This window comes from Rhizobium sp. CF080, assembly GCF_000282095.2.
In the GTDB taxonomy this organism is placed as follows: Bacteria; Pseudomonadota; Alphaproteobacteria; order Rhizobiales; family Rhizobiaceae; genus Neorhizobium.
This window is the reverse complement of the sequence record NZ_AKKC02000010.1, coordinates 26820-48560: the sequence shown is the minus strand read 5'-3', so window position 1 is coordinate 48560 and position 21741 is coordinate 26820. Positions and strand designations below refer to the sequence as shown.

Below are 21741 nucleotides of genomic sequence, written 5' to 3'. Positions count from 1 at the left end.
TGAGGTGAGGATCAGGCCTTGCGCGCCCGCAGCCCGTCGATGAAGAGCTGCTCCAGAAACCGCGCCGCGTCTTCGAAGCGCCCCTCGCCCGCATAGTCCTGGCCGAGCACGGCGCGCACCTGCACGTCGAAGTCGGCATAGTGCTGGGTGGTCGACCAGATCGAGAAGATCAGGTGGTAGGGATCGCATTTGGTGATCTTGCCCGATCGTGCCCAGGCGCGGATCACCTCCGCCTTTTCGTCGACCAGCGCCTTCAACGGGCCTTTCAGCTCGTCCTCGATATGCGGCGCGCCCTGCAGCACTTCATTGGCGAACAGACGGCTTTCGCGCGGGAAATCGCGGGCCATTTCGAGCTTGCGGCGGATATAGGAGCGGATTTCCGATTCCGGATTGCCCTCCGCGTCAAAGGCGCGCAGCGGCTCCAGCCAGGTAGACAGGACCCGGTCGATCAGCTGGCGGTGGATCGCCTCCTTGGTGCGGAAATAATAGAGGAGGTTCGGTTTCGACATGCCGGCCGCCTCGGCGATCTGGTCGATCGTGGCGCCACGGAAACCGTTCTGGGAAAACACGTCGAGCGCCGCTTCGAGGATGCGCTCCTCCTTCTCCTCCTGGATGCGCGTGCGTCTCTGCGTCTTCGCCGCCCTCGGGATGGCCATGCCTGTCCTTGCCCTCTTCCGCGTCCACCCGGCGCTTTCGAAATTCCTCTGGATTTTTCGTGATTTTCGTCTTGAGTGGCGCGGCGGAAATAGTAATGTTTTACCAAGCGGTCAAATTATCGGCGACAAGCGGAATAAACGCAATGCCGATCTTCGCATGCCCTCTTATCAGATCGGGGCGCCATGCGAAGGACCGACGGGAACGACAAGCATGCCGCCCGCAACGGGTGGACGTAAAACAGGCGAGGACGAAAAAATGGTGGCAGCACCCGGCGAGAACTTGCGCATCAACGGCGATCGTCTGTGGGACATGCTCATGGACATGGCGAAGATCGGCCCCGGCATTGCCGGCGGCAACAATCGCCAGACGCTGACTGATGCCGACGGCGAAGGCCGCCACCTCTTCCAGAAGTGGTGCGAGGCCGAGGGCATGAGCGTCGGCGTCGACAAGATGGGCACGATGTTTGCGACCCGCGCCGGCACCGACCCGGACGCACTGCCAGTCTATGTCGGCAGCCATCTCGACACCCAGCCGACCGGCGGCAAATATGACGGCGTTCTCGGCGTGCTCGGCGCGCTGGAAGTGGTGCGCACCATGAACGACCTCGGCATCAGGACCAAGCACCCGATCGTCGTCACCAACTGGGCGAACGAGGAAGGCGCGCGCTTCGCCCCGGCCATGTTGGCATCGGGCGTCTTCGCCGGCGTGCATTCGATCGACTATGCCTATGGCCGTAAGGATCCCGAAGGCAAGACCTATGGCGACGAGCTGAAGCGGATCGGATGGCTCGGCGACGAGGAGGTCGGCGCCCGAAAAATGCATGCCTATTTCGAATACCATATCGAACAAGGGCCGATTCTGGAGGCCGAGAACAAGCAGATCGGCGTCGTCACCCACTGTCAGGGCCTCTGGTGGCTGGAATTCACCCTGACCGGTCGCGAGGCGCATACCGGCTCGACGCCGATGAACCTGCGCGTCAATGCCGGCCTCGCCTTCGGCCGCATCCTCGAAATGGTGCAGGCGGTGGCGATGTCCGAACAGCCGGGCGCCGTCGGCGGCGTCGGCCAGGTGTTCTTTTCGCCGAACTCCCGCAACGTGCTGCCGGGCAAGGTGGTGTTCACCGTCGACATCCGCACGCCATCCCAGGAAAAGCTCGACCGCATGCGGGCGGTGATCGAGAAACAGGCGGCCGAAATCTGCGAACCGCTCGGTGTCGGCTGCTCCGTCGAGGCGGTCGGCCATTTCGACCCGGTGACCTTCGATCCCGTCCTGGTCGGTCGTGTTCGCGAAGCAGCCGAAAAGCTCGGCTACAGCCATATGAACATCATCTCCGGCGCCGGCCACGACGCCTGCTGGGCCGCCAAGGTGGCCCCCTCGACGATGATCATGTGCCCCTGCGTCGGCGGGCTTTCCCACAACGAGGCGGAGGAGATTTCCAAGGAATGGGCGGCGGCCGGAGCGGACGTGCTGTTCCATGCCGTGCTGGAGACGGCGGAGATTGTGGAGTGAGCTGATGCGTTTGTCGGTGAACACGTCCGCATCTTTGATGGACGGTGGCTCATCTTCGATGAGCACCCCCTCATCCGACCCTTCGGGCCACCTTCTCCCCGCTGGGGAGAAGAGGGAGTGCGCCGCGCTGGCGCCTTTAAATCCACATCGCCGCATGCGAGGTTCAGGCCGGGTCGGAAACGGTTCGGCAAGAAATATCTTCTCCCCAGCGGGGAGAAGGTGGCCCGAAGGGTCGGATGAGGGGGTGCTCAGCATGCCAGCAGATGACATCACAAAACGACGCCCCGGAAAAACAACGCAAGCCCGCCGGCTCCGCCGGAACGAAACAGAAGAAGAGTACCGTCTCTGGAGTGAGCTGCGAAACCGCCTCCTGAACGGCTACAAGTTCTCGCGCCAGGTCCCTCTTGGACCTTATGTCGTCGATTTTATCTGTCGCGAGGAACGCTTGGTCGTCGAAATCGATGGCTTCCATCACGCGGAAAGCCAATCCGATATAGCAAGGACACAATGGCTTAACGCCAAAGGCTATTCCGTCCTGCGCTTCTGGAACCACGAGATCACCCGTGAACGACGCGCCGTGCTGGACACGATATTGGGCGCATTGGACGGTCAAATAACCGAACGCTGCGACGTAGCGCGCTACTATCCGTCAAATCTCACCAAAATTGAAAAGACAGGGGAACAACAATGACCACAGTCATCAAGGGTGGAACCATCGTCACGGCCGACCTGACCTACAAGGCGGACGTGAAGATCGACGGCGGCAAAATCATCGAGATCGGGCCGAACCTTTCCGGCGACACGACGCTGGATGCGGCCGGCTGCTACGTCATGCCGGGCGGCATCGATCCGCATGTGCATCTCGAAATGCCGTTCATGGGCACCTATTCCTCCGACGACTTCGAGAGCGGCACGCGGGCAGCACTTGCCGGCGGCACGACCATGGTCGTCGATTTCTGCCTGCCCGAGCCCGGCCAGTCGCTGCTCGATGCGCTGAAGCGCTGGGACAACAAGGCGACCCGCGCCAATTGCGACTATTCCTTCCACATGTCGGTCACCTGGTGGGGCGAGCAGGTCTTCAACGAGATGAAGGCGGTCGTCGCCCATCACGGCATCAACACCTTCAAGCATTTCATGGCCTACAAGGGCGCGCTGATGGTGAACGACGACGAGATGTTCGCCTCCTTCCAGCGCTGCGCCGAACTCGGCGCCCTGCCGCTGGTGCATGCCGAAAACGGCGACGTCGTCGCCGCCATGCAGACCAAGCTGATGGATGAGGGCAATAACGGACCGGAGGCGCACGCCTATTCCCGTCCCGCCTCCGTCGAGGGCGAGGCGACCAACCGCGCCATCATCATCGCCGACATGGCCGGCGTGCCCCTCTATGTCGTGCATACCTCCTGCGAACAGGCCCATGAAGCGATCCGCCGCGCCCGCCAGAACGGCATGCGCGTTTATGGCGAGCCGCTGATCCAGCACCTGACGCTCGACGAGAGCGAATACTTCAACAAGGACTGGGACCATTCGGCCCGCCGGGTCATGAGCCCGCCCTTCCGCAGCAAGCAGCATCAGGACAGTCTCTGGGCTGGCCTTGCCTCCGGCTCGCTGCAGGTGGTGGCGACCGACCACTGCGCGTTCACGACCGAACAGAAGCGAACCGGTCTCGGCGACTTCCGCAAGATCCCCAACGGCACCGGCGGCCTCGAAGACCGCCTGCCGATGCTGTGGACCTATGGCGTCGCAACCGGCCGCATCACCATGAACGAGTTCGTCGCGGTGACCTCCACCAACATTGCCAAGATCCTCAATGTCTATCCGAGGAAGGGCGCGATCCTGGTGGGCGCCGATGCGGATATCGTCGTCTGGGACCCCAAGCGTTCGAAGACCATCACCGCCAAGAGCCAGCAGTCGGCGATCGATTACAACGTCTTCGAAGGCAAGGAAGTGACCGGCCTGCCGCGTTACACCCTGACCCGCGGCGTGGTCGCAATCGAGGATGGGGCGATCAAGACGCAGGAGGGCCATGGCCAGTTCGTCAAGCGCGAACCATTCCAGGCGGTCAACAAGGCGCTGTCGACCTGGAAGGAGCTGACCTCGCCGCGCAAGGTGGAACGGTCAGGCATTCCGGCCAGCGGGGTTTGAACGGGAAACGATGTTCTTTCCGCGGAATACCCCCCTCTGCCCTGCCGGGCATCTCCCCCTCAAGGGGGGAGATCGGATAGCAGCGAGGCCTCGCTCTCAACAAAATCTGGAGCCTGCCGGAACCAATTGGAATTCGTTCGATAATTGGCGAAACCGGCGCGGCATGTCGATCTCCCCCCTTGAGGGGGAGATGCCCGGCAGGGCAGAGGGGGGTGCAACGGCACGGCCGCTACCCCTCCACCAGCCCGTCAAGCTCCGGCAGCAGCACGACGCTTTCCTGTTCGTTCGGGTCAGTGCGGGCGATCACCGCCGAGCAGGGCGCGTCAGAAATGTTGGCCGGCAGGTGCGGCACGCCGGCGGGGATGTACATCATCTCGCCGGCCGAGAGTTCAGCGCATTCCTCCAGCCGGTCGCCATACCACGTGATGGCGGAGCCGGAGAGCACGTAGATGGCCGTCTCGTGGGTTTCATGCAGATGGGCCTTCGCCCGTGCGCCCGGCGGAATCGTCAGCAGATGCATGCAGATGCCCTTGGAGCCGACCGTTTCCGCCGCGATCCCCTCGAAATAGCTCAAGCCCTGCTTGCCGTCATAGGCAGCACCGGGCTTCACGACACGGCAGGTAGGTTTTGATGCACTGTCCATTGCAAAATTCCTCTGTCGAACGGGATCTGCCGCCAGCATATCATGGCGGATCGAGGACGGGAGCCGGAACGACCGAAAAGCGAGGGCTCCCGCACGCGGCAATGATCGATATCCTGCGCAACGGCGATGTCTATGCTGTACGCTTCGCAGACGCACTTGAATGGGGGGCTTTCGAGACATGTCATTGAATACGATCGCATCGGCGGTCCTCGCGGCGATAGCGATCACCGTACCCGCTAAGGCCGCAACCTTCCTCGACGGCGCCTATGGCAGCAAGGAAGGCTGCACCTACGCCAAGACCGGCGAATCGTCCGGCGCCGACGATTTCCTGCTGCTGAACGACGAGGGCGTGACGACCTCCGTTTCCGCCTGCGAATTCAAGGGCGCGGCGAAAAAGACGGCCAACGGTTTTACCATCAAGGCACAATGCGATGCCGAAGGGGAAAAGGGACCGGAAGACACGGCGACGCTCACCAAATCCGCCAAAGGCTACACCGTCAGCTTCACGGACGGCACCAGACTGGGACCCATGCCGAAATGCCGATGAACAACCCTCCATCCTCCGTCGTCTCGGCCAGCAAGCTCGGCCTCACCTTCGAGACCAGTGACGGGCCCGTCCATGCGCTGTCGAATGTCGACCTCACGGTGAACAAGGGCGATTTCGTTTCCTTCATCGGCCCGTCCGGCTGCGGCAAGACCACCTTCCTGCGCGTCATCGCCGATCTCGAAAAGGCGACGGCCGGCGAGATCACCGTCAACGGCATGACGCCGGAAGAGGCGCGCAAGTCACGCTCCTACGGTTACGTCTTCCAGGCGCCGGCGCTTTATCCCTGGCGCACGATCGAGAAGAACATCGCCCTGCCGCTGGAAATCATGGGCTATTCGGCAGCCGACCGCAAAGCCCGCATCGAGCGCACCCTCGATCTCGTCAATCTCTCCGGCTTCGGCAAGAAATACCCCTGGCAGCTCTCCGGCGGCATGCAGCAGCGCGCCTCGATCGCCCGCGCGCTCGCCTTCGACGCCGATCTGCTGTTGATGGACGAACCCTTCGGCGCGCTGGACGAGATCGTCCGCGACCACCTGAACGAGCAGCTGCTGAAGCTTTGGGCACGGACCGAAAAGACCATCTGTTTCGTCACCCACTCCATCCCGGAGGCGGTCTACCTCTCGACCCGCATCGTCGTCATGTCGCCGCGGCCCGGCCGGGTAACGGACGTCATCGAATCGACCTTGCCCAAGGAACGCCCGCTCGAAATCCGCGAGACGCCGGAGTTCCTGGAGATTGCCCATCGAGTGCGCGAGGGACTGAGGGCGGGGCATAGTTATGAGGAGTAGAGCTTCCCATTCCGCGGTTACCCCCCTCTGTCCTGCCGGACATCTCCCCCTCAAGGGGGGAGATCGGCAAGACGCACGGCTTAGACCTCAAGTCAGATCCGAGATTGCCGCGCCTATCGCGAAGGCGCTGAATATTTCGCGAAGATGGCCCGCCTGGCCGATCTCCCCCCTTGAGGGGGAGATGTCCGGCAGGACAGAGGGGGGTGGCCACACCCCGAAACCTTGGAGGACAGCGGCATGAAACCCGACTCCCTCAAGAACCGCATCATCCCCGTCCTCACCATCCTCATCTCCATCGTCGCCGTCTGGTACGTCGCCGCCTATTTCATGAACGCGCCGTTCCAGCGCGATCTCGACCGTCGGGCTGAGGTCACCTCCACCACCATGGAATTCATCGGCAAGACCATGGCGCAGCCGAAGCCGATTTTGCCGGCGCCGCATCAGGTGGTCAGCAACGTCTTCGAGAACACGTTTCTGCGCAGCGTCACGTCTAACCGCAGCCTCGTCTACCATGCCTGGGTGACGCTCTCCTCGACCGTCCTCGGCTTCACCATGGGCACGCTGACCGGCATCCTGATCGCGGTCGGCATCGTGCATCTGAAGGCGCTCGACCGCAGCCTGATGCCGTGGATCATCGCCTCGCAGACCGTTCCGATCCTGGCGGTGGCGCCGATGGTGATCGTCGTGCTCGGCGCGATCAACATTACCGGCCTCCTCCCCAAGGCGCTGATTTCCACCTATCTCTCCTTCTTCCCGGTCGCGGTCGGCATGGTGAAGGGGCTGCGCTCGCCGGAAATCATCCAACTCGACCTGATGCGCACCTATTATGCGAGCGGCGCCCAGACTTTCTGGAAACTCCGGGTCCCGGCCTCGATCCCCTTCCTGTTCACCTCGATGAAGGTGGCGATCGCCGCGAGCCTGGTCGGCGCGATCGTCGGCGAGTTGCCGACCGGGGCGGTCGCCGGCATCGGCTCGAAACTGCTGGCCGCGGCCTATTACAGCCAGACGATCGATATCTGGGCGGCGCTGATCGCCGGCTCGGTGCTTGCGGCGCTGCTGGTCACCATCGTCGGTATCATCGCGAAAATCGTTGATCGTTCCATGGGCGGGAGGCCGGCATGAAGCGCGTTCTTCATTCCTGGCAGGGCACCGCTGCCCTGGTCCTTTGCCTTGCCGCCCTCGCCTCCCTGCCGCTGATGGCGGTGGATGCCCCCTCACCCTTCGGCACCGGCACCGTTGTCCTGGTCTTGCTGATGGTTGCCGGTGCGGCGCTGGTCTCGTTCACCAAGCTCTCTCAGCCACTCCTTGCCACGATCCTCTTCGTCGCGGCCCATCTGGCCGTCTGGCTGCTGCTCGCGGGCATCGCCGGCAACGAAGGCCAGGCGACGCTTGCCTTCTTCCTGCTGGTCGCGGCCTCATGGCTGCTCGCCTGGCGCTGCGTCTCGGTACTCTCCGGCATCCGCCCAAAATCCCAGGCGGGCGATACGTTCCTCCGGCTGCTGATCCCGGCGATCTTCGGCGCCTGGATCCTGATCCTCTGGGAAGCGGCGACGCGCGGTGCCGGCATTCCCTTCATCATCCTGCCGCCGCCGTCTTCGATCGGTGCAAGGCTCGCCTCCTCAGTGCCGATCCTCTGGGCCGACGTGCAGCAGACGATCTTCAAGGCGGTGCTGTTCGGTTATGTGGTCGGCTGCGCCTCCGGCTTCGTCGTCGCGATCATTGCCGACCGCATCGCCTTCCTGCGCCGCGGGCTGCTGCCGATCGGCAATATGGTCTCGGCGCTACCGATCATCGGCGTCGCGCCGATCATGGTCATGTGGTTCGGTTTCGACTGGCAGTCCAAGGCCGCGGTCGTCATCATCATGACATTCTTCCCGATGCTGGTGAACACGGTGGCGGGGCTCGCAGCCTCGGGCGCCATGGAACGCGACCTGATGCGCTCCTACGCGTCCGACTACTGGCAGACGCTGATCAAGCTGCGCCTGCCGGCCGCCATGCCCTTCATCTTCAACGCGCTGAAGATCAACTCGACGCTGGCGCTGATCGGCGCGATCGTCGCGGAATTCTTCGGCACGCCGATCGTCGGCATGGGGTTCCGGATCTCGACCGAGATCGGCCGCATGAATGTCGACATGGTCTGGGCCGAAATCGCTGTTGCAGCGCTCATCGGATCGGTTTTTTATGGTGTCGTGGCGCTTGGCGAAAGAGCGACGACGTTCTGGCATCCGTCTAACCGCGGTGGTTAAACGCGAAAAATCCGGCCCGCTTCGGCGGAGCCGGCAAACCTCAGAGGGAAGGATAAAAAACATGAGAAAAATTCTCGTTGCGCTGATGGCAGGCGCCATGTCGCTTGCAGCAGCCCAGGCGGCGATGGCCGCCGACAAGGTGACCCTGCAGCTGAAATGGGTGGCACAGGGCCAGTTCGGCGGTTACTTCGTCGCCAAGGACAAGGGCTTTTACAAGGAAGAAGGCCTCGACGTCACCATCAAGCCGGGCGGCCCGGACATTGCCCCCGAACAGGTGATTGCCGGCGGCGGCGCCGACGTGATCGTCGACTGGATGGGCGGCGCCTTGGTCGCCCGCGAAAAGGGCGTGCCGCTGATCAACATCGCCCAGCCCTACCAGAAATCCGGCCTGCAGATGATCTGCCCCAAGGACGGCCCGGTAAAGACCGAAGCCGACTTTAAGGGCCGCACGCTCGGCGTCTGGTTCTTCGGCAACGAATACCCGTTCTTCGCCTGGATGAACAAGCTCGGCCTCAAGACCGACGGCGGCAAGGACGGCGTGACCGTGCTGAAGCAGAGTTTCGACGTGCAGCCGCTTATCCAGAAGCAGGCGGATTGCATCTCGGTCATGACCTATAACGAATACTGGCAGGCGATCGATGCCGGCTTCAAGCCGGAACAGCTCACCGTCTTCAACTTCTCCGCCATGGGCAACGACCTGCTCGAGGACGGCCTCTACGTGATGGACACCAAGCTCAAGGACCCGAAGTTCAAGGAGACCATGGTGAAGTTCGTCCGCGCCTCGATGAAGGGCTGGAAATACGCCATCGCCAATCCGGCTGAAGCCGCCGAAATCGTCATGGACAATGGCGGCCAGGACGAGAACCACCAGAAGCGGATGATGGGCGAAGTGGCCAAGCTGATCGGCACCGGTACCGGCAAGCTGGACACCGCGACCTACGATCGCACGGTCAAGGCGCTGCTCGACCAGAAGATCATCACCAAGAAGCCGGAAGGCGCCTATACGAGCGAGATCACCGACGCGGCACTGAAATAATAATCGCCTGTCGTTCATTTAAAGAGAACGCGCGGCCGCCGGCTGCGCGTTTTTGAAAATATTTTGACACAAAACATAACGAAAACTCAATCATCCCATAAGAGCGACGGATTGATTTGTGCAACGCAAACACGTAAAAGTGCGGCGTTGATGAATCTTTCGCTGCCGGTCTTGTAACCGTTTTGTGCGGTTACCACCTTGATCCGGGTTATCGTGCGCTGAGGGGGCGCGCCGTGGCCGGAGCGGTTCCCAGCGGAATATTTGCCCCTTACCTTCAATTTGAAAGTAACCGCATGTTTCGCAAGTTCACCAAGTCTGCCGGTATCCCGGCCCTCAAGCTTGCCCTCGGCGCAAGCATCGCGCTCGCTGCAAGCACCGCATTGAATTCCGGTTCCGCGTTTGCGCAGCAACCGGCGGCGCCCGCCCCGGTACAGACGGAAATCAAGCTGCCCTCGATCATTGTGACGGAAGCGGTCGAAAAGCCGCTCGTCGATCGCGTTGTCGCGACCGGCACGGTCCGGCCCGTCGAGGAAGTCTATGTCCAGCCGCTCGTCGAGGCCCTGTCGATCAAGACGCTGAATGCCGATGTCGGCGACGAGGTAAAGGCAGGCAGCGTGCTCGCCACGTTGAACGACGACGCGTTGCTTCTGGAGAAGAGCCAGCTCCAGGCCAACAAGGCGAAAGCACAGGCTGCCGTCGCGCAATATCAGGCGCAAGTGATCGAGGCGCAGGCCAATGTCGCCGATACGATCCGCCAGCGCGACCGCCTCCAGAAGCTCAGCCAGAGCGGTACCGGCACGGTGTCGCAGCTCGAACAGGCATCCGCCGCCGTCGAGGTCGCCCAGGCGCGGCTCAACGCCGCCAAACAGGCCGTGACGGTCGGTGAATCCGACATCAAGGTCGTCGAGGCGCAGCTCGACGATGTCGATCTGAAGCTCGCCCGCACCGGCGTGAAGACGCCCGTCGCCGGCGTGATCTCGGTACGCAATGCCAAGGTCGGCGCGATCGCCAGCGGCACCGGCAATCCGCTCTTCACGATCATCAAGGACGGCGCGATCGAGCTCGTCGCCGATCTTTCCGAAACCGACATCCAGAAGATCAAGGCCGGCCAGAAGGCGATCGTCACGGTTGCCGGTGGCAAGGTGAAGATCGAGGGCAAGGTTCGGCTGGTCTCCCCGACGGTCGATGCGGTCACCCGCCTCGGCGCCGTGCATATCGTCATCGACGACGAGAGCGGCGCCCGCGCGGGCATGTATGGCAGCGCCGAGATCATCATCGCCGAGACCAATGCACTGGCGCTTCCCCTGTCCGCCGTCACCACCGGCCGGACCGGCTCCACCGCCCGCAAGGTCGAGGACAATGTCGTCAAGCAGGTGAAGATCGAGACCGGCATCCAGGATGGCGGTTTCGTGCAGGTCGTCAGCGGTCTTGACGCCGGTGACATGGTCGTTGCGAAGGCCGGCGCCTTCGTCCGGGACGGCGACAAGATCGCTCCGGTCCCGGCCGAACCCGCCGCCATCGCGAACTGAGGTTAAGCCGCATGAACTTCTCCGCCTGGTCGATCCGCAATCCGATTGCGCCGCTGCTCGGCTTTGCCCTGCTGCTTATTGTCGGCATCCAGTCGTTTTACGCGCTGCCGATCACCCGTTTCCCGAATATCGACGTCCCCGTCGTCTCGATCACCGTCACCCAGAGCGGCGCCGCCCCTGCCGAGCTGGAAATGCAGGTAACGAAAGAGATCGAGGACGCGGTCGCCTCGATCAGCGGCATCGATGAAATCCAGTCGACGGTGACGGACGGCCAGTCGCAGACGGTCGTCGTGTTCCGCATCGAAAAGCCGACCGCAGAGGCCGTGCAGGACACCAAGGACGCGATCGACAAGATCCGCAGCGACCTGCCCGCCGGCATCGAGGAACCCGTCGTCACCAAGGTCGACGTCGAAGGCCAGGCGATCCAGACATTCGCCGTCTCCTCGCCGAACATGACGCTCGAAGAGCTCTCCTGGTTCGTCGACGACACGGTCAAGCGCGCCCTGCAGGGACAGGCCGGCATCGGCCGTATCGACCGTTACGGCGGTTCCGACCGCGAAGTCCGGGTGTCCTTGAACCCCGCCAAGCTGGACGCCTATGGCATTACCGCTTCGGATGTCAGCACCCAGCTGCGCGGCACCAACGTCGACCTCGGTTCGGGCCGCGGCCAGGTGGCCGGCAACGAACAGACGATCCGCACGCTCGGCGATGCCCGCAGCGTCTCCCAGCTCGCCGACACCACGATCACACTGCCCAACGGCCAGTTCGTCAGGCTGACCGAGCTCGGCACCATCACCGACACCTACGAGGAGCCGAAATCCTTCTCGCGCTTCAACGGCACGCCGTCGGTCACCTTCGCCGTGTTCCGCGCCAAGGGCGCCAGCGAAGTCTCGGTCGCCGAAACCGTCGCCACCAGTCTCGACGAAGTGCGCAAGGCCAATCCGAACGTCGCGATCGAAATGGTCGACGACTCGGTCTACTTCACCTACGGCAATTACGAAGCGGCCCTCCACACGCTGGTGGAAGGCTCGGTCCTCGCCGTCATCGTGGTCTTCCTGTTCCTGAGGAACTGGCGCGCCACCCTGATTGCGGCAGTCGCCCTGCCCTTGTCCGCGATCCCGACCTTCTGGATCATGGACCTCATGGGGTTCTCGCTGAACCTCGTGAGCTTCCTGGCGCTGACGCTCGCGACCGGTATTCTCGTCGACGACGCGATCGTCGAGATCGAGAACATCGCGCGGCATATCAAGATGGGCAAATCGCCCTACAAGGCTGCGCTCGAGGCGGCCGATGAAATCGGCCTCGCCGTCATCGCCACCAGTTTCACGATCATCGCCGTGTTCGTGCCGGTCTCTTTCATGCCGGGCGTTCCGGGCCAGTACTTCATCCAGTTCGGCCTGACGGTCGCCTTCTCGGTGTTCTTCTCGCTCGCGGTGGCGCGACTGATCACGCCGCTGATGGCCGCCTATCTGATGAGCCCCGAAGACGGGATGGAAGACCATCACGACAACGACGGCTGGATCATGAAGGCCTATACGCGCCTCGTCACCGGTACGACCCGCCGCTGGTACTGGCGTTATACGACCCTTCTTGCCGCGATCGGCTTCCTGATCGGCTCGATCATGCTGCTCTCCCAGGTCCCCGGCAGCTTCCTGCCGCCGGACGACAATTCGCGCGTCGTGCTGTCGGTCGAACTGCCGCCGAATGCGACGCTCGACGAGACGGCTGCGAGCACCGACGTCATCTATGATGCGGTGCGCCATATCGACGGTGTCGAGAGCGTCTTCATTCTCGGCGGCGCTTCGCCGAAGGGCGACCTCGAACTGCGCCGCGCAACTGTGCGCGTCATCCTGCAGAACATCGATCATTCGCTGGTCAAGACCCTGGTCAACAAGGGTCTGGGAGCGATCCCGGTAGTCCGCGACTTCGTGCCGAAGATGAAGGAAAATGGCCGCACGCGTCCGCAATGGGATGTCGAAAAGGATATCTTTGCAGCGGTCCACTCCATTCCGGACGTGCGGATCTCCAAGGTCAACGACCGCGCGGAGCGTGATCTTTCGTTCAACTTCCTTTCCACCAATGAGGAAGACCTGAACGAAGCCGTCAGCGTTCTGGAATCGAAGCTGCGGGCCTCGCCGGTCCTTTTCAACGTCTCCTCGGAAGGCGCCCTGCCCCGACCGGAACTGCAGATCCGGCCGCGCATGGCGGAGGCCTCGCGCCTCGGCATCACCCCGCAGCAGATCGCCCAGACCGTCCGCGTCGCGACGATCGGCGATGTCGATGCCAACCTTGCCAAGATTTCGCTCGACGACCGGCAGATCCCGATCCGTGTCCAGGCCTCGCTTGACGTCCGCCGCGATCTGGCTTCCATCCGCGCCTTGAAGATTAAGACCGCGGCCGGTGCCAGCGTGCCGCTCTACAGCGTCGCCGACATCGACTATTCGGAAGGCCCGAGCTCGATCAAGCGCAACGACCGCAACCGGGTCGTGGCGATCGGTTCCGACGTGCCTTTCGGCACGGCGCTCGATACCGCCTCGGCCGAGTTCAAACGCATCGTCGGCGAGACCGAGTTGCCAAAGACGGTTCGTCTGGCCGAAAGCGGCGACGCCAAGGTGCAGGCCGAAATGCAGCAGAGCTTCGGCAATGCGATGCTGATGGGCCTGATGCTGGTGCTCGTGGTGCTGATCCTGCTCTTCAAGGACGTCATCCAGCCCTTCACCATCCTGTTCTCGCTGCCGCTGGCAATCGGCGGCGTGGCGGTGGCGCTGATCATCACCCAGAACGCGCTGTCGATGCCGGTCCTGATCGGTATCCTGATGCTGATGGGCATCGTCACGAAGAACGCCATCCTTCTGGTGGATTTCGCGATCGAGATGAAGCGTCAAGGCCTGGAACGGGTCCATGCCATGGTGGAAGCCGGCCGCAAGCGCGCCCGTCCGATCATCATGACCTCGATCGCCATGTCGGCGGGCATGCTGCCCTCGGCCCTCGGCGTCGGCGAAGGCGGTTCCTTCCGTGCGCCGATGGCGATCGCCGTGATGGGCGGCATCATCGTCTCGACGGTGCTATCGCTTCTGGTCGTGCCGTCCTTCTTCCTGATCATGGACGACCTGTCGCGCCTGCTCGGCAAGATCTTCGGCCGCATGGTCGGCAAGAAGGAACAGGAGGACTTCGGTCTTTCCAACGAGGAGCTCAGCCAGGAGGCGCGCAAGAACGCCCAGACGATCGCATCCCTGGAAGAACGCCTCAACCAGATGGAACGGCAGACGAGCGCCAACGACGATCGGTCTCCCGGTGCTCAAGCCAGCAGCAATGTGCTGCGGCTGCCGCCTTTGGCCGCCGAATAAGCGCCATCTCCAAATCCGCTTTTCGACAACGCCGGGCCTCTTGGCCCGGCGTTTTTTCGTTGAAAAAGACCAACTCGCGCAGATTGCAGAAAAAATATGCAGATTTGATCGATGTCAAAACCAGATTTCATGAACCTGTTATTTTAGCAGCATCGGGAATGCGTAGCGGTTCAGGTTATGGAAGAGACGGCGGACATGATGAACAGCAATTTCAAGCTCAGCAACAGGGACCGGGCCGTCCTGATGAAGACGCCTTTCCTGACCAGCCTGAGCGGTAATTCCCTCGTCCGAATGATGTCGAACATGAGTGTCGTCAGTCTGACGAACCGCAAGTCGATCTTTCGCGAAGGCGAGAATGCAGACGCTTTCTACTGTGTTCTCAGTGGTTACGTGCGGCTTTACCAGCTCAACCGTGATGGCCGCGAGGCGGATATCCGGATCTGTAGCCCGGGGGATACGTTCGCCGAATGCCTTCTCTATGGCGGCACAAAGTATCGCTACCATGCCCAGACGGCCGAGGCCACGACGCTTGCCCGCTTCGACATGCAGGCGGTGCGGGATCTGGCCGAACAGGAACGGGATATCGCCAAAGCGGTGATCACCTCGCTCTCGAAACACCTGATGACCACGATGGACTGCGTCGCCAACGACAGGTTGCATACGGCGCCGCAACGGGTGGCGAATTATATCCTGACGCGGTGCCCGGTGGATGGCGGCCCGGCCTCCATTCGCCTGCCTTTCCAGAAGAACCTGCTGGCAGGCATGCTGGGATTGGCTCCCGAGGCGCTCTCCCGCGCATTCTCCACTCTCCGGCGGACCGGAGTGACGGTGCGCGGGCGCGTGATCCAGGTCGGCGACGTGCAGGCCTTGCGCGAAATCTGAAACTCGAGGGAAAGCGAGACCGGGCGGGCGGGTCCGGGCTCTCTTTGGATGCATGCTGCGACGCGGGCGGCGGGACCGCAGCATGCAGATAAGGCCGGTGGCTTCCCAGGGAGCCATCGGCCTCGATCTTTTTAAAGCATGTCGCGCGGATCCGAAGGATCGCGGCACGCTTTAAAGACCGCCCTGCTCCTTCAGGAACCGGACCACACGGTCCACGCCGTCGCCGCGCTTCAGGTCGGTGAACAGATGCGGCTTGGCCTCGCGCATGCGATACGCGTCCCGGTCCATCACATCGAGATCGACATCGACGTAAGGCGCCAGATCCTTCTTGTTGATGATCAGCAGATCGGAGCGGGTAATGCCCGGCCCGCCCTTGCGCGGGATTTCCTCGCCCTGGCAGGTGGAGATCACATAGATGGTGATGTCGGCAAGATCCGGCGAAAAGGTCGCCGCGAGATTGTCGCCGCCCGATTCGATGAACACCACGTCCAGATCCGGGAAACGCTCGTTCAGGCCAGCGATCGCCTGCAGATTGATGGTCGCATCCTCGCGGATGGCCGTATGCGGGCAACCGCCGGTCTCCACGCCGACGATGCGGTCAGAGGAGAGCGCCTGGCAGCGCACCAGCGCCTCGGCATCTTCCTTGGTGTAGATGTCATTGGTGACGACCGCGACGGAATAGTCCGCGCGCATCGCCTTGCAGAGCTTCTCGGTCAATGCCGTCTTGCCCGAGCCGACGGGGCCACCGATGCCGACGCGCAAGGGTCCATTCGCCGATTTCATATGTCGTCCTTCCATTTTTCCAGACATCAGCTTAGGCCCGCTTTCAGGAGCGGAAAAGCCGCGAATGTTGTGTTTCGTGCCGGAGAGAAGCGATTTCCGCCTGCACCGCCGCACCGCCAAGATCGTCGAGCGTAGTCTTGCTGGCCCGCTCTGCAATCTCGATGATCAGAGCCTCGATACCTGCGAGCATAGCCACCCCTTCCGCCTGCCCCGAGACACCGAGCCTGATGCCCGCCGAGACCGATTGCGAAACGGCGGCATGCAGATAGGCAGCCAACGCCGGCGCCGCGGTCACCCCATGTGCCGCCGCAATCGCGCCGACTACCACCGGAAACGGCACGGCCGGCGGAAGGCGGTCCAGAACCGGATGAGGCCAGGCGGAGGCGGCAGTGGCGAAAGCCTTGCCGAGCGACAGCGTCTCCATATGACGCTCTGCGGAGCCGGCAAGCGCCAACCCCAGTTCCGCAGTCGCCTTCAACCCGCCCTCGTCCTCGAACCGCCGCCAGGCTTCGGCGAACAGCACGGCGTCGTTCCACAAGGAACCGTGCCGCAGCAGGCTCGACAGCCAGCCGCTCAGGCCGGCCGCGTCTTTGACGAGACCATCGTGCACGGCCCGCTCCAGGCCGCCCGAATAGGCGAAACCGCCGACCGGGAAGGCCGGCGAGAGCCAGGCCATCAGCCTCAGAAGTGCCTTGGTATCAAGGTTTTCGCTCACCGAGGCTCAATGTCCGTGATGGTCATGGCCGTGAGAACCATGCGCATGATAGGCGCCGCGGGCCGGCTGGAACCCTTCCTCGACCTCGGTAACCGTGGCGCCCAGTCCTTCCAGCATTGCCCGAATCACATGGTCGCGCAGGATGAGGATACGCCCCTCTTCAATCTGCGCCGAGAGATGCCGGTTGCCGAGATGCCAGGCGAGTTCGATCAGATGCAGCGTATCGTGCGCCTTGATCTCGAAGAGCTTTTCGGGGGCTGCCTGCACCTCTATCGTGTCGCCGTTGTCGAGCACCAGCCGGTCGCCATGATGGAAGAGCACCGCCTCCTTGAGGTCGAGCATCACCATCTCGCCATTGGAGAGATGCAGGAGCTTGCGGCGCAGGTGCCGCAGATCATGGGGCAGCGTGACGATATCAACTGGCGGATCGGTGACCTCGCCGGCCGGATGATAGGAATGGACGTGCTGCATGGAAAACTCCGGGATCAATTGAAAAGCTTGAGGGATAGCGTAAGCGTCTGCGGCAGCGGATTCCAGAGGCCGGTGCGCAATCCGGCGGTACGAAGTGCCGCGGCGGTCCAGGTGTTGCAGCCGGCAAACGCGTTGAAATAGCCGTTCGCCTCGAAGAACCGGTCGTAGTCGCCATACCCCGCATCCGGCACCACAGCCACCTCGCCTGCCTGGCGGATGAAACTCGCCTGGACGAAATCCGACAGCCGCTGGAATTCCGCCGCCTCCAAGTCGAACGGCATCACCGCCGGGTGGCCTTCATCGATGCCGCCGGCGACATCCACATGCATGACCGAACTGTCGATTGTCAGCGCGCGGAACACCGGCAGCGGTTTCAGGTCCGCCCAGGTCGGCGTTTCCAGATAGAAGGCGCGCCCGCCCCAGCCGATCACCAGCCATTCCGCCCCCGGATCCGCTACCGGAACGCCCGAGCGTCCCAGGAATGCGAAAGCGGCGCGAGTATCTTCGGAAAGCGGAATGGCGATATCCGTGTGGATGGGGTTGGACAGGAGCAGGATGCGCCTCTGCGCGGCCGGTTCCGCCGCGCGGCTCGGGCTGAACAGCGGCCGCGGAACCAACGTACCGACGGCCACGGCGAGGACCACAAGCAGCACCGCGGCGAGGAGCCGGTGAAAAACCTTCTTCATTCAGGGGCTCCGAGGCGCCAGTACCTCAGAACAGGAAATAACGCTGCGCCATCGGCAGCACGGTCGCAGGTTCGCAGGTGAGTAGCTCGCCGTCGGCGCGCACCTCGTAGGTCTCCGGATCGACCTCCACATGCGGCGTCAGCGAATTGTGGATCATCGAGGCCTTGGAAATGCCGCCGCGGGTGTTTTTGACCGCCACCAGCTTCTTGGCGACGCCGAGGCGTTGCGTCAGGCCGGCATCCAGCGAGGCCTGGCTGACGAAGGTGACCGAGGAATTGGTCCTGAGCTTGCCGTAGGCGGCGAACATCGGGCGGTAATGCATCGGCTGCGGGGTCGGGATCGAGGCGTTCGGATCGCCCATCGGGGCGGCGGCGATCGATCCGCCGAGCAGCACCATTTCCGGCTTCACGCCGAAAAAGGCCGGGTTCCAGAGCACGAGATCCGCCCGCTTGCCGACTTCGACCGAGCCGATCTCGTGGGAAACGCCATGGGCGATTGCCGGGTTGATCGTGTATTTGGCGATGTAGCGCTTGACGCGGAAATTGTCGTTGTTGCCCGTCTCTTCCTTCAGGCTGCCGCGCTGGCGCTTCATCTTGTCGGCCGTCTGCCAGGTGCGGATCGCCACTTCCCCGACGCGGCCCATGGCCTGGCTGTCGGAAGAGATGATCGAGAAAGCACCGAGATCGTGGAGGATGTCTTCGGCGGCAATCGTCTCCTTGCGGATGCGGCTTTCGGCAAAGGCGATGTCTTCCGGGATCGACGGCGACAGGTGATGGCAGACCATCAGCATGTCGAGATGTTCGGCGAGCGTGTTGATCGTGTAGGGCCGGGTCGGGTTGGTCGACGACGGGATGACGTTCGGGTTGCCGCAGACCTTGATGATGTCAGGCGCGTGACCGCCGCCCGCCCCTTCCGTGTGGAAGGCGTGAATGGTGCGGCCCTTGATGGCAGCGACCGTATCCTCGACGAAGCCGCTTTCGTTCAGCGTATCGGTGTGGATCATCACCTGCACGTCGAAGGCGTCGGCGACCGTCAGGCAATTGTCGATAGCGGCCGGCGTCGTGCCCCAGTCCTCGTGCAATTTCAGCGACGAGGCACCGGCGAGGATCATCTCCTCCAGCGGCTTCGGCAGCGAGGCATTGCCCTTGCCGGCGAGCGCCAGGTTCATCGGAAAGGCGTCGAAGCTTTCGATCATCCGCTCGATATGCCAGGCGCCGGTGCAGGTGGTGGCAAGCGTTCCATGCGCCGGGCCGGAGCCACCGCCGAGCATGCAGGTGACGCCCGACATCAGCGCTTCCTCGATCTGCTGCGGGCAGATGAAGTGGATATGCGCATCCATGCTGCCGGCCGTCAGGATCTTTCCTTCGCCGGCGATCGCCTCGGTGGACGGGCCGACGATGATCGTCACGCCCGGCTGCGTGTCCGGGTTGCCGGCCTTGCCGATCGCGTGGATACGGCCGTCCTTCAGGCCCACATCCGCTTTGTAGATGCCCGAATGATCGACGATCAGCGCGTTGGTGATGACCGTGTCGACCGCACCTTCCGCCCGCGTTGCCTGGCTCTGCCCCATGCCGTCGCGAATGACCTTGCCGCCGCCGAACTTCACCTCCTCGCCATAGATGGTGAAATCCTTCTCCACCTCGATGAAGAGCTCGGTATCGGCAAGCCGCACCCTATCGCCCGTGGTCGGACCGAACATGCTGGCATAGGAGGCGCGGGACATCTTGTGGGGCATGGGCGGTCTACCTCGTAAGCTCGGTAAAATGGGAGGATTTCGATGCGGCTTTGTCGAATGTCATCGTGGTGCGGCAACCATTGCGGCTGTTGATTTCTCCAATCAAATGATCGGAGAAGTCGCCGGGAAACTCGGAATAGGCTTGAAGCGCAGCGCTCAGTATGTCTCGGTCCTTCACGACCGCATTCTCCAGATTCAGCAGACCCCAGATGATCTCGGCGATCCGGGCCTTTGGCAGGCGGGCGCGCTGTTTCAGGACCCAGGCAATCTCGACGACGACAATCTCGTTGATGAAGAATGCTTCCTCGCTCTTGTCGAAGAGCGCAGAAAGCGCCTCACTCTGCGCCAATGCCGGCTCCCCGATCAGTTGATCACGCACAAGCCAACGAAGGAGGACGTTGGTGTCGATTCCGATCATAGATCGTTGCCGCCTTCCGGAATCCGGCCGCGCGCTTCGGCAACCCATTCATCCAGTTCGCCGGCGGTAATCGGCCTATCCAGCTTTACGATCCCCTTCAGGTCCGCGAATGTCCAACGTTTGGGCCGGATCTCCAGATGGCCGTCCTGACTCGGTACGATATCCACCTGATCTCCGGCCTTGACGCCAAGCAAAGCGAGCGCTTCGGCAGATAGGGTTATCTGGTTTTCAGGGCTGATCTTGACTGTTTCGGTCATATCGCTCTCCTTCCCGCCCCCATAACTACCACAAACACGCGCAACGTTCAGTTCCCCATCGCCTCGGTCAGTTCCTTCAATTCCGCGCTGCGCTTGCGGGTGAGGTCCGCCTGGCATCCCGAAATCAGCATCGGCTCCATCGATCCGCCATGCGCCTGGAAACCGGTGGAGATGCATTGCGCATCGCGATAGGCGACCCAGGCGCGCTGGGCTTTCACGAGCGCATCCTCGGCCCCCTTGAGATCCGCAGAACTATCGGCATCCCAGTTTTTCATCGCCTTGCGGGTTGTCTGGTACTGGGCGTTCAGCGCCTTGTCGGCTGCATCAAAATCCCGCTGCGAGCAGATGTTCATCTCCATCTGCGTCTGCGGGTTCTTGCAATTGGCCTTAGGCTCCTGCGCCCCTGCCGGCAAGGCGTAAAACCCCAGGCAGACGGCAGCAGCCACGAAAACGGATTTCACAGCGCACCCATGATCTTCTGCTGGAACCCGTAGACCTCGCGTTTGCCCGACAGCGGGATCAGCGTCACCGAGCGGGTCTGGCCGGGTTCGAAACGCACCGCGGTTCCGGCCGGGATATCGAGCCGCATGCCGCGCGCCTTGTCGCGGTCGAAGGCAAGCCCGTTATTGGTCTCGAAGAAATGGTAATGGCTGCCCACCTGCACCGGCCGGTCGCCGGTATTGGAGACCTCGATGGTCACAGTCGGAGCACCGGAATTGAGCTCGATTTCGCCTTCTGCGGCAATCACTTCACCGGGAATCATGAATCTCTCCTTCAAGCCGCCTTGGGCGCGCAGCCCTCGGCCTTCAGAACACGTTTGGTGGATGCCGGATGACGCGCGAGTGCGGCTGCCGGACGCACCGGCCGGCGCACCAGTTCGCCGGCGCAATTCGGGCAGATGCCCTTCAGCACCTCGGTGGCGCAATCGGCGCAGAACGTACACTCGAAGGTGCAGATCATCGCCGCGCGGCTGTCCGGGGCAAGGTCCTTGTCGCAGCATTCGCAGTTGGGGCGCAGTTCCAGCATGGGCCGCCTCCTCAGCGGATCGGTTCGTGCACGGTGACGAGCTTGGTGCCGTCCGGAAAAGTCGCCTCCACCTGCACGTCGTGGATCATCTCGGCAATGCCTTCCATCACCTGGTCGCGGGTGACGACATGGGCACCCGCTTCCATCAGGTCGGCGACCGAGCGGCCGTCGCGCGCGCCTTCCACCACGTAGTCGGTGATGAGCGCGATGGCTTCCGGGTAATTGAGCTTGACCCCGCGTTCCAGCCGGCGGCGGGCGACGATCGCCGCCATGGAAATCAGCAGTTTGTCTTTTTCTCTGGGCGTCAGGTTCATGGCAATCCCG

25 protein-coding genes are annotated in these 21741 nt (G+C 62.6%); 12 read left to right on the top strand and 13 right to left on the bottom strand.

Features of this window, described 5'->3' with window-relative positions:
• Window positions 1-11 precede the first annotated feature (11 nt).
• Window positions 12-656, bottom strand: a complete 645-nt coding sequence (rutR, locus tag PMI07_RS22660) for an HTH-type transcriptional regulator RutR (RefSeq protein WP_007773843.1) — start codon at window positions 654-656, stop codon at window positions 12-14.
• A gap of 256 nt (window positions 657-912) precedes the next feature.
• Between rutR and PMI07_RS22655 the strand changes: the two genes are divergently transcribed.
• The 3 genes from PMI07_RS22655 to hydA are packed head-to-tail and all read left to right on the top strand — an operon-like array spanning window position 913 to window position 4308.
• Window positions 913-2166: a Zn-dependent hydrolase gene (locus PMI07_RS22655; protein WP_007773841.1), complete on the top strand. Its 1254-nt coding sequence runs from the start codon at window positions 913-915 to the stop codon at window positions 2164-2166.
• Between the two features lie 58 nt (window positions 2167-2224).
• The gene (locus tag PMI07_RS22650) at window positions 2225-2857 is read left to right on the top strand and encodes an endonuclease domain-containing protein (RefSeq protein ID WP_037088057.1); all 633 of its coding nucleotides are present in this window, start codon (window positions 2225-2227) and stop codon (window positions 2855-2857) included.
• Window positions 2854-4308 (top strand): dihydropyrimidinase, encoded by a 1455-nt coding sequence (gene hydA, locus PMI07_RS22645; RefSeq protein ID WP_007773839.1) that lies wholly within the window; start codon window positions 2854-2856, stop codon window positions 4306-4308. The genes PMI07_RS22650 and hydA overlap by 4 nt, the downstream gene beginning before the upstream one ends.
• 229 nt (window positions 4309-4537) lie before the next feature.
• Here the strand turns inward: hydA and PMI07_RS22640 are convergent, their stop codons facing one another.
• Window positions 4538-4951, bottom strand: a complete 414-nt coding sequence (locus PMI07_RS22640) for a cupin domain-containing protein (RefSeq protein ID WP_007773838.1) — start codon at window positions 4949-4951, stop codon at window positions 4538-4540.
• A gap of 178 nt (window positions 4952-5129) precedes the next feature.
• Here PMI07_RS22640 and PMI07_RS22635 point away from each other — a divergent pair, with 178 nt between their 5' ends.
• The 9 genes from PMI07_RS22635 (at window position 5130) to PMI07_RS22600 (ending at window position 15326) form a co-directional block, all read left to right on the top strand.
• Window positions 5130-5498 carry a hypothetical protein gene (locus tag PMI07_RS22635; RefSeq protein ID WP_007773837.1) on the top strand — a complete coding sequence of 123 codons (369 nt, stop codon included), beginning with the start codon at window positions 5130-5132 and terminating at the stop codon, window positions 5496-5498.
• On the top strand, window positions 5495-6286 hold the full coding sequence (locus tag PMI07_RS22630; RefSeq protein WP_007773836.1) for an ABC transporter ATP-binding protein: 792 nt from the start codon (window positions 5495-5497) through the stop codon (window positions 6284-6286). The genes PMI07_RS22635 and PMI07_RS22630 overlap by 4 nt, the downstream gene beginning before the upstream one ends.
• 237 nt (window positions 6287-6523) lie before the next feature.
• Window positions 6524-7408 (top strand): ABC transporter permease, encoded by an 885-nt coding sequence (locus tag PMI07_RS22625; RefSeq protein ID WP_007773835.1) that lies wholly within the window; start codon window positions 6524-6526, stop codon window positions 7406-7408.
• Window positions 7405-8532 (top strand): ABC transporter permease, encoded by a 1128-nt coding sequence (locus PMI07_RS22620; protein WP_007773834.1) that lies wholly within the window; start codon window positions 7405-7407, stop codon window positions 8530-8532. The genes PMI07_RS22625 and PMI07_RS22620 overlap by 4 nt, the downstream gene beginning before the upstream one ends.
• Before the next feature lie 61 nt (window positions 8533-8593).
• The gene (locus PMI07_RS22615; RefSeq protein WP_007773832.1) at window positions 8594-9568 is read left to right on the top strand and encodes an ABC transporter substrate-binding protein; all 975 of its coding nucleotides are present in this window, start codon (window positions 8594-8596) and stop codon (window positions 9566-9568) included.
• 293 nt (window positions 9569-9861) lie between these two features.
• Window positions 9862-11097 carry an efflux RND transporter periplasmic adaptor subunit gene (locus PMI07_RS22610; protein WP_051484244.1) on the top strand — a complete coding sequence of 412 codons (1236 nt, stop codon included), beginning with the start codon at window positions 9862-9864 and terminating at the stop codon, window positions 11095-11097.
• Window positions 11098-11108: 11 nt separating this feature from the next.
• On the top strand, window positions 11109-14444 hold the full coding sequence (locus PMI07_RS22605) for an efflux RND transporter permease subunit (RefSeq protein WP_007773829.1): 3336 nt from the start codon (window positions 11109-11111) through the stop codon (window positions 14442-14444).
• A gap of 59 nt (window positions 14445-14503) precedes the next feature.
• Window positions 14504-14722 carry a hypothetical protein gene (locus tag PMI07_RS35415; RefSeq protein ID WP_197032557.1) on the top strand — a complete coding sequence of 73 codons (219 nt, stop codon included), beginning with the start codon at window positions 14504-14506 and terminating at the stop codon, window positions 14720-14722.
• The gene (locus PMI07_RS22600) at window positions 14643-15326 is read left to right on the top strand and encodes a Crp/Fnr family transcriptional regulator (protein WP_037088052.1); all 684 of its coding nucleotides are present in this window, start codon (window positions 14643-14645) and stop codon (window positions 15324-15326) included. The genes PMI07_RS35415 and PMI07_RS22600 overlap by 80 nt, the downstream gene beginning before the upstream one ends.
• A gap of 171 nt (window positions 15327-15497) precedes the next feature.
• On the opposite strand, the gene ureG is transcribed toward PMI07_RS22600, so the two are convergent.
• Genes ureG through PMI07_RS22545 form a run of 11 tightly spaced genes read right to left on the bottom strand, consistent with a single transcriptional unit; the run spans window position 15498 to window position 21731 of the window.
• Window positions 15498-16109, bottom strand: a complete 612-nt coding sequence (gene ureG, locus PMI07_RS22595; RefSeq protein WP_007773827.1) for an urease accessory protein UreG — start codon at window positions 16107-16109, stop codon at window positions 15498-15500.
• A 43-nt stretch (window positions 16110-16152) separates the two neighbouring features.
• Window positions 16153-16824, bottom strand: coding sequence for an urease accessory protein UreF (locus PMI07_RS22590; protein ID WP_007773826.1), 672 nt, complete (start codon window positions 16822-16824; stop codon window positions 16153-16155).
• A 6-nt stretch (window positions 16825-16830) separates the two neighbouring features.
• Window positions 16831-17295 (bottom strand): urease accessory protein UreE, encoded by a 465-nt coding sequence (gene ureE / locus PMI07_RS22585; protein WP_007773824.1) that lies wholly within the window; start codon window positions 17293-17295, stop codon window positions 16831-16833.
• Window positions 17296-17309: 14 nt separating this feature from the next.
• Window positions 17310-17981: a TIGR02117 family protein gene (locus tag PMI07_RS22580; RefSeq protein WP_007773822.1), complete on the bottom strand. Its 672-nt coding sequence runs from the start codon at window positions 17979-17981 to the stop codon at window positions 17310-17312.
• Between the two features lie 25 nt (window positions 17982-18006).
• Complete coding sequence (ureC, locus tag PMI07_RS22575; protein ID WP_007773820.1) at window positions 18007-19716, bottom strand: urease subunit alpha; 1710 nt, start codon at window positions 19714-19716, stop codon at window positions 18007-18009.
• A gap of 7 nt (window positions 19717-19723) precedes the next feature.
• Window positions 19724-20134, bottom strand: a complete 411-nt coding sequence (locus tag PMI07_RS22570; RefSeq protein WP_007773818.1) for a type II toxin-antitoxin system VapC family toxin — start codon at window positions 20132-20134, stop codon at window positions 19724-19726.
• Window positions 20131-20391, bottom strand: coding sequence for an AbrB/MazE/SpoVT family DNA-binding domain-containing protein (locus PMI07_RS22565; RefSeq protein ID WP_007773816.1), 261 nt, complete (start codon window positions 20389-20391; stop codon window positions 20131-20133). The genes PMI07_RS22570 and PMI07_RS22565 overlap by 4 nt, the downstream gene beginning before the upstream one ends.
• Before the next feature lie 47 nt (window positions 20392-20438).
• Complete coding sequence (locus PMI07_RS22560; RefSeq protein ID WP_007773813.1) at window positions 20439-20852, bottom strand: lysozyme inhibitor LprI family protein; 414 nt, start codon at window positions 20850-20852, stop codon at window positions 20439-20441.
• Window positions 20849-21154: an urease subunit beta gene (locus PMI07_RS22555; RefSeq protein WP_007773812.1), complete on the bottom strand. Its 306-nt coding sequence runs from the start codon at window positions 21152-21154 to the stop codon at window positions 20849-20851. Before PMI07_RS22555 ends, PMI07_RS22560 begins: the two co-directional genes overlap by 4 nt.
• 11 nt (window positions 21155-21165) lie before the next feature.
• Window positions 21166-21417 (bottom strand): DUF1272 domain-containing protein, encoded by a 252-nt coding sequence (locus PMI07_RS22550; RefSeq protein ID WP_007773809.1) that lies wholly within the window; start codon window positions 21415-21417, stop codon window positions 21166-21168.
• An 11-nt stretch (window positions 21418-21428) separates the two neighbouring features.
• Window positions 21429-21731, bottom strand: coding sequence for an urease subunit gamma (locus PMI07_RS22545; RefSeq protein WP_007773806.1), 303 nt, complete (start codon window positions 21729-21731; stop codon window positions 21429-21431).
• Window positions 21732-21741: the final 10 nt, after the last annotated feature.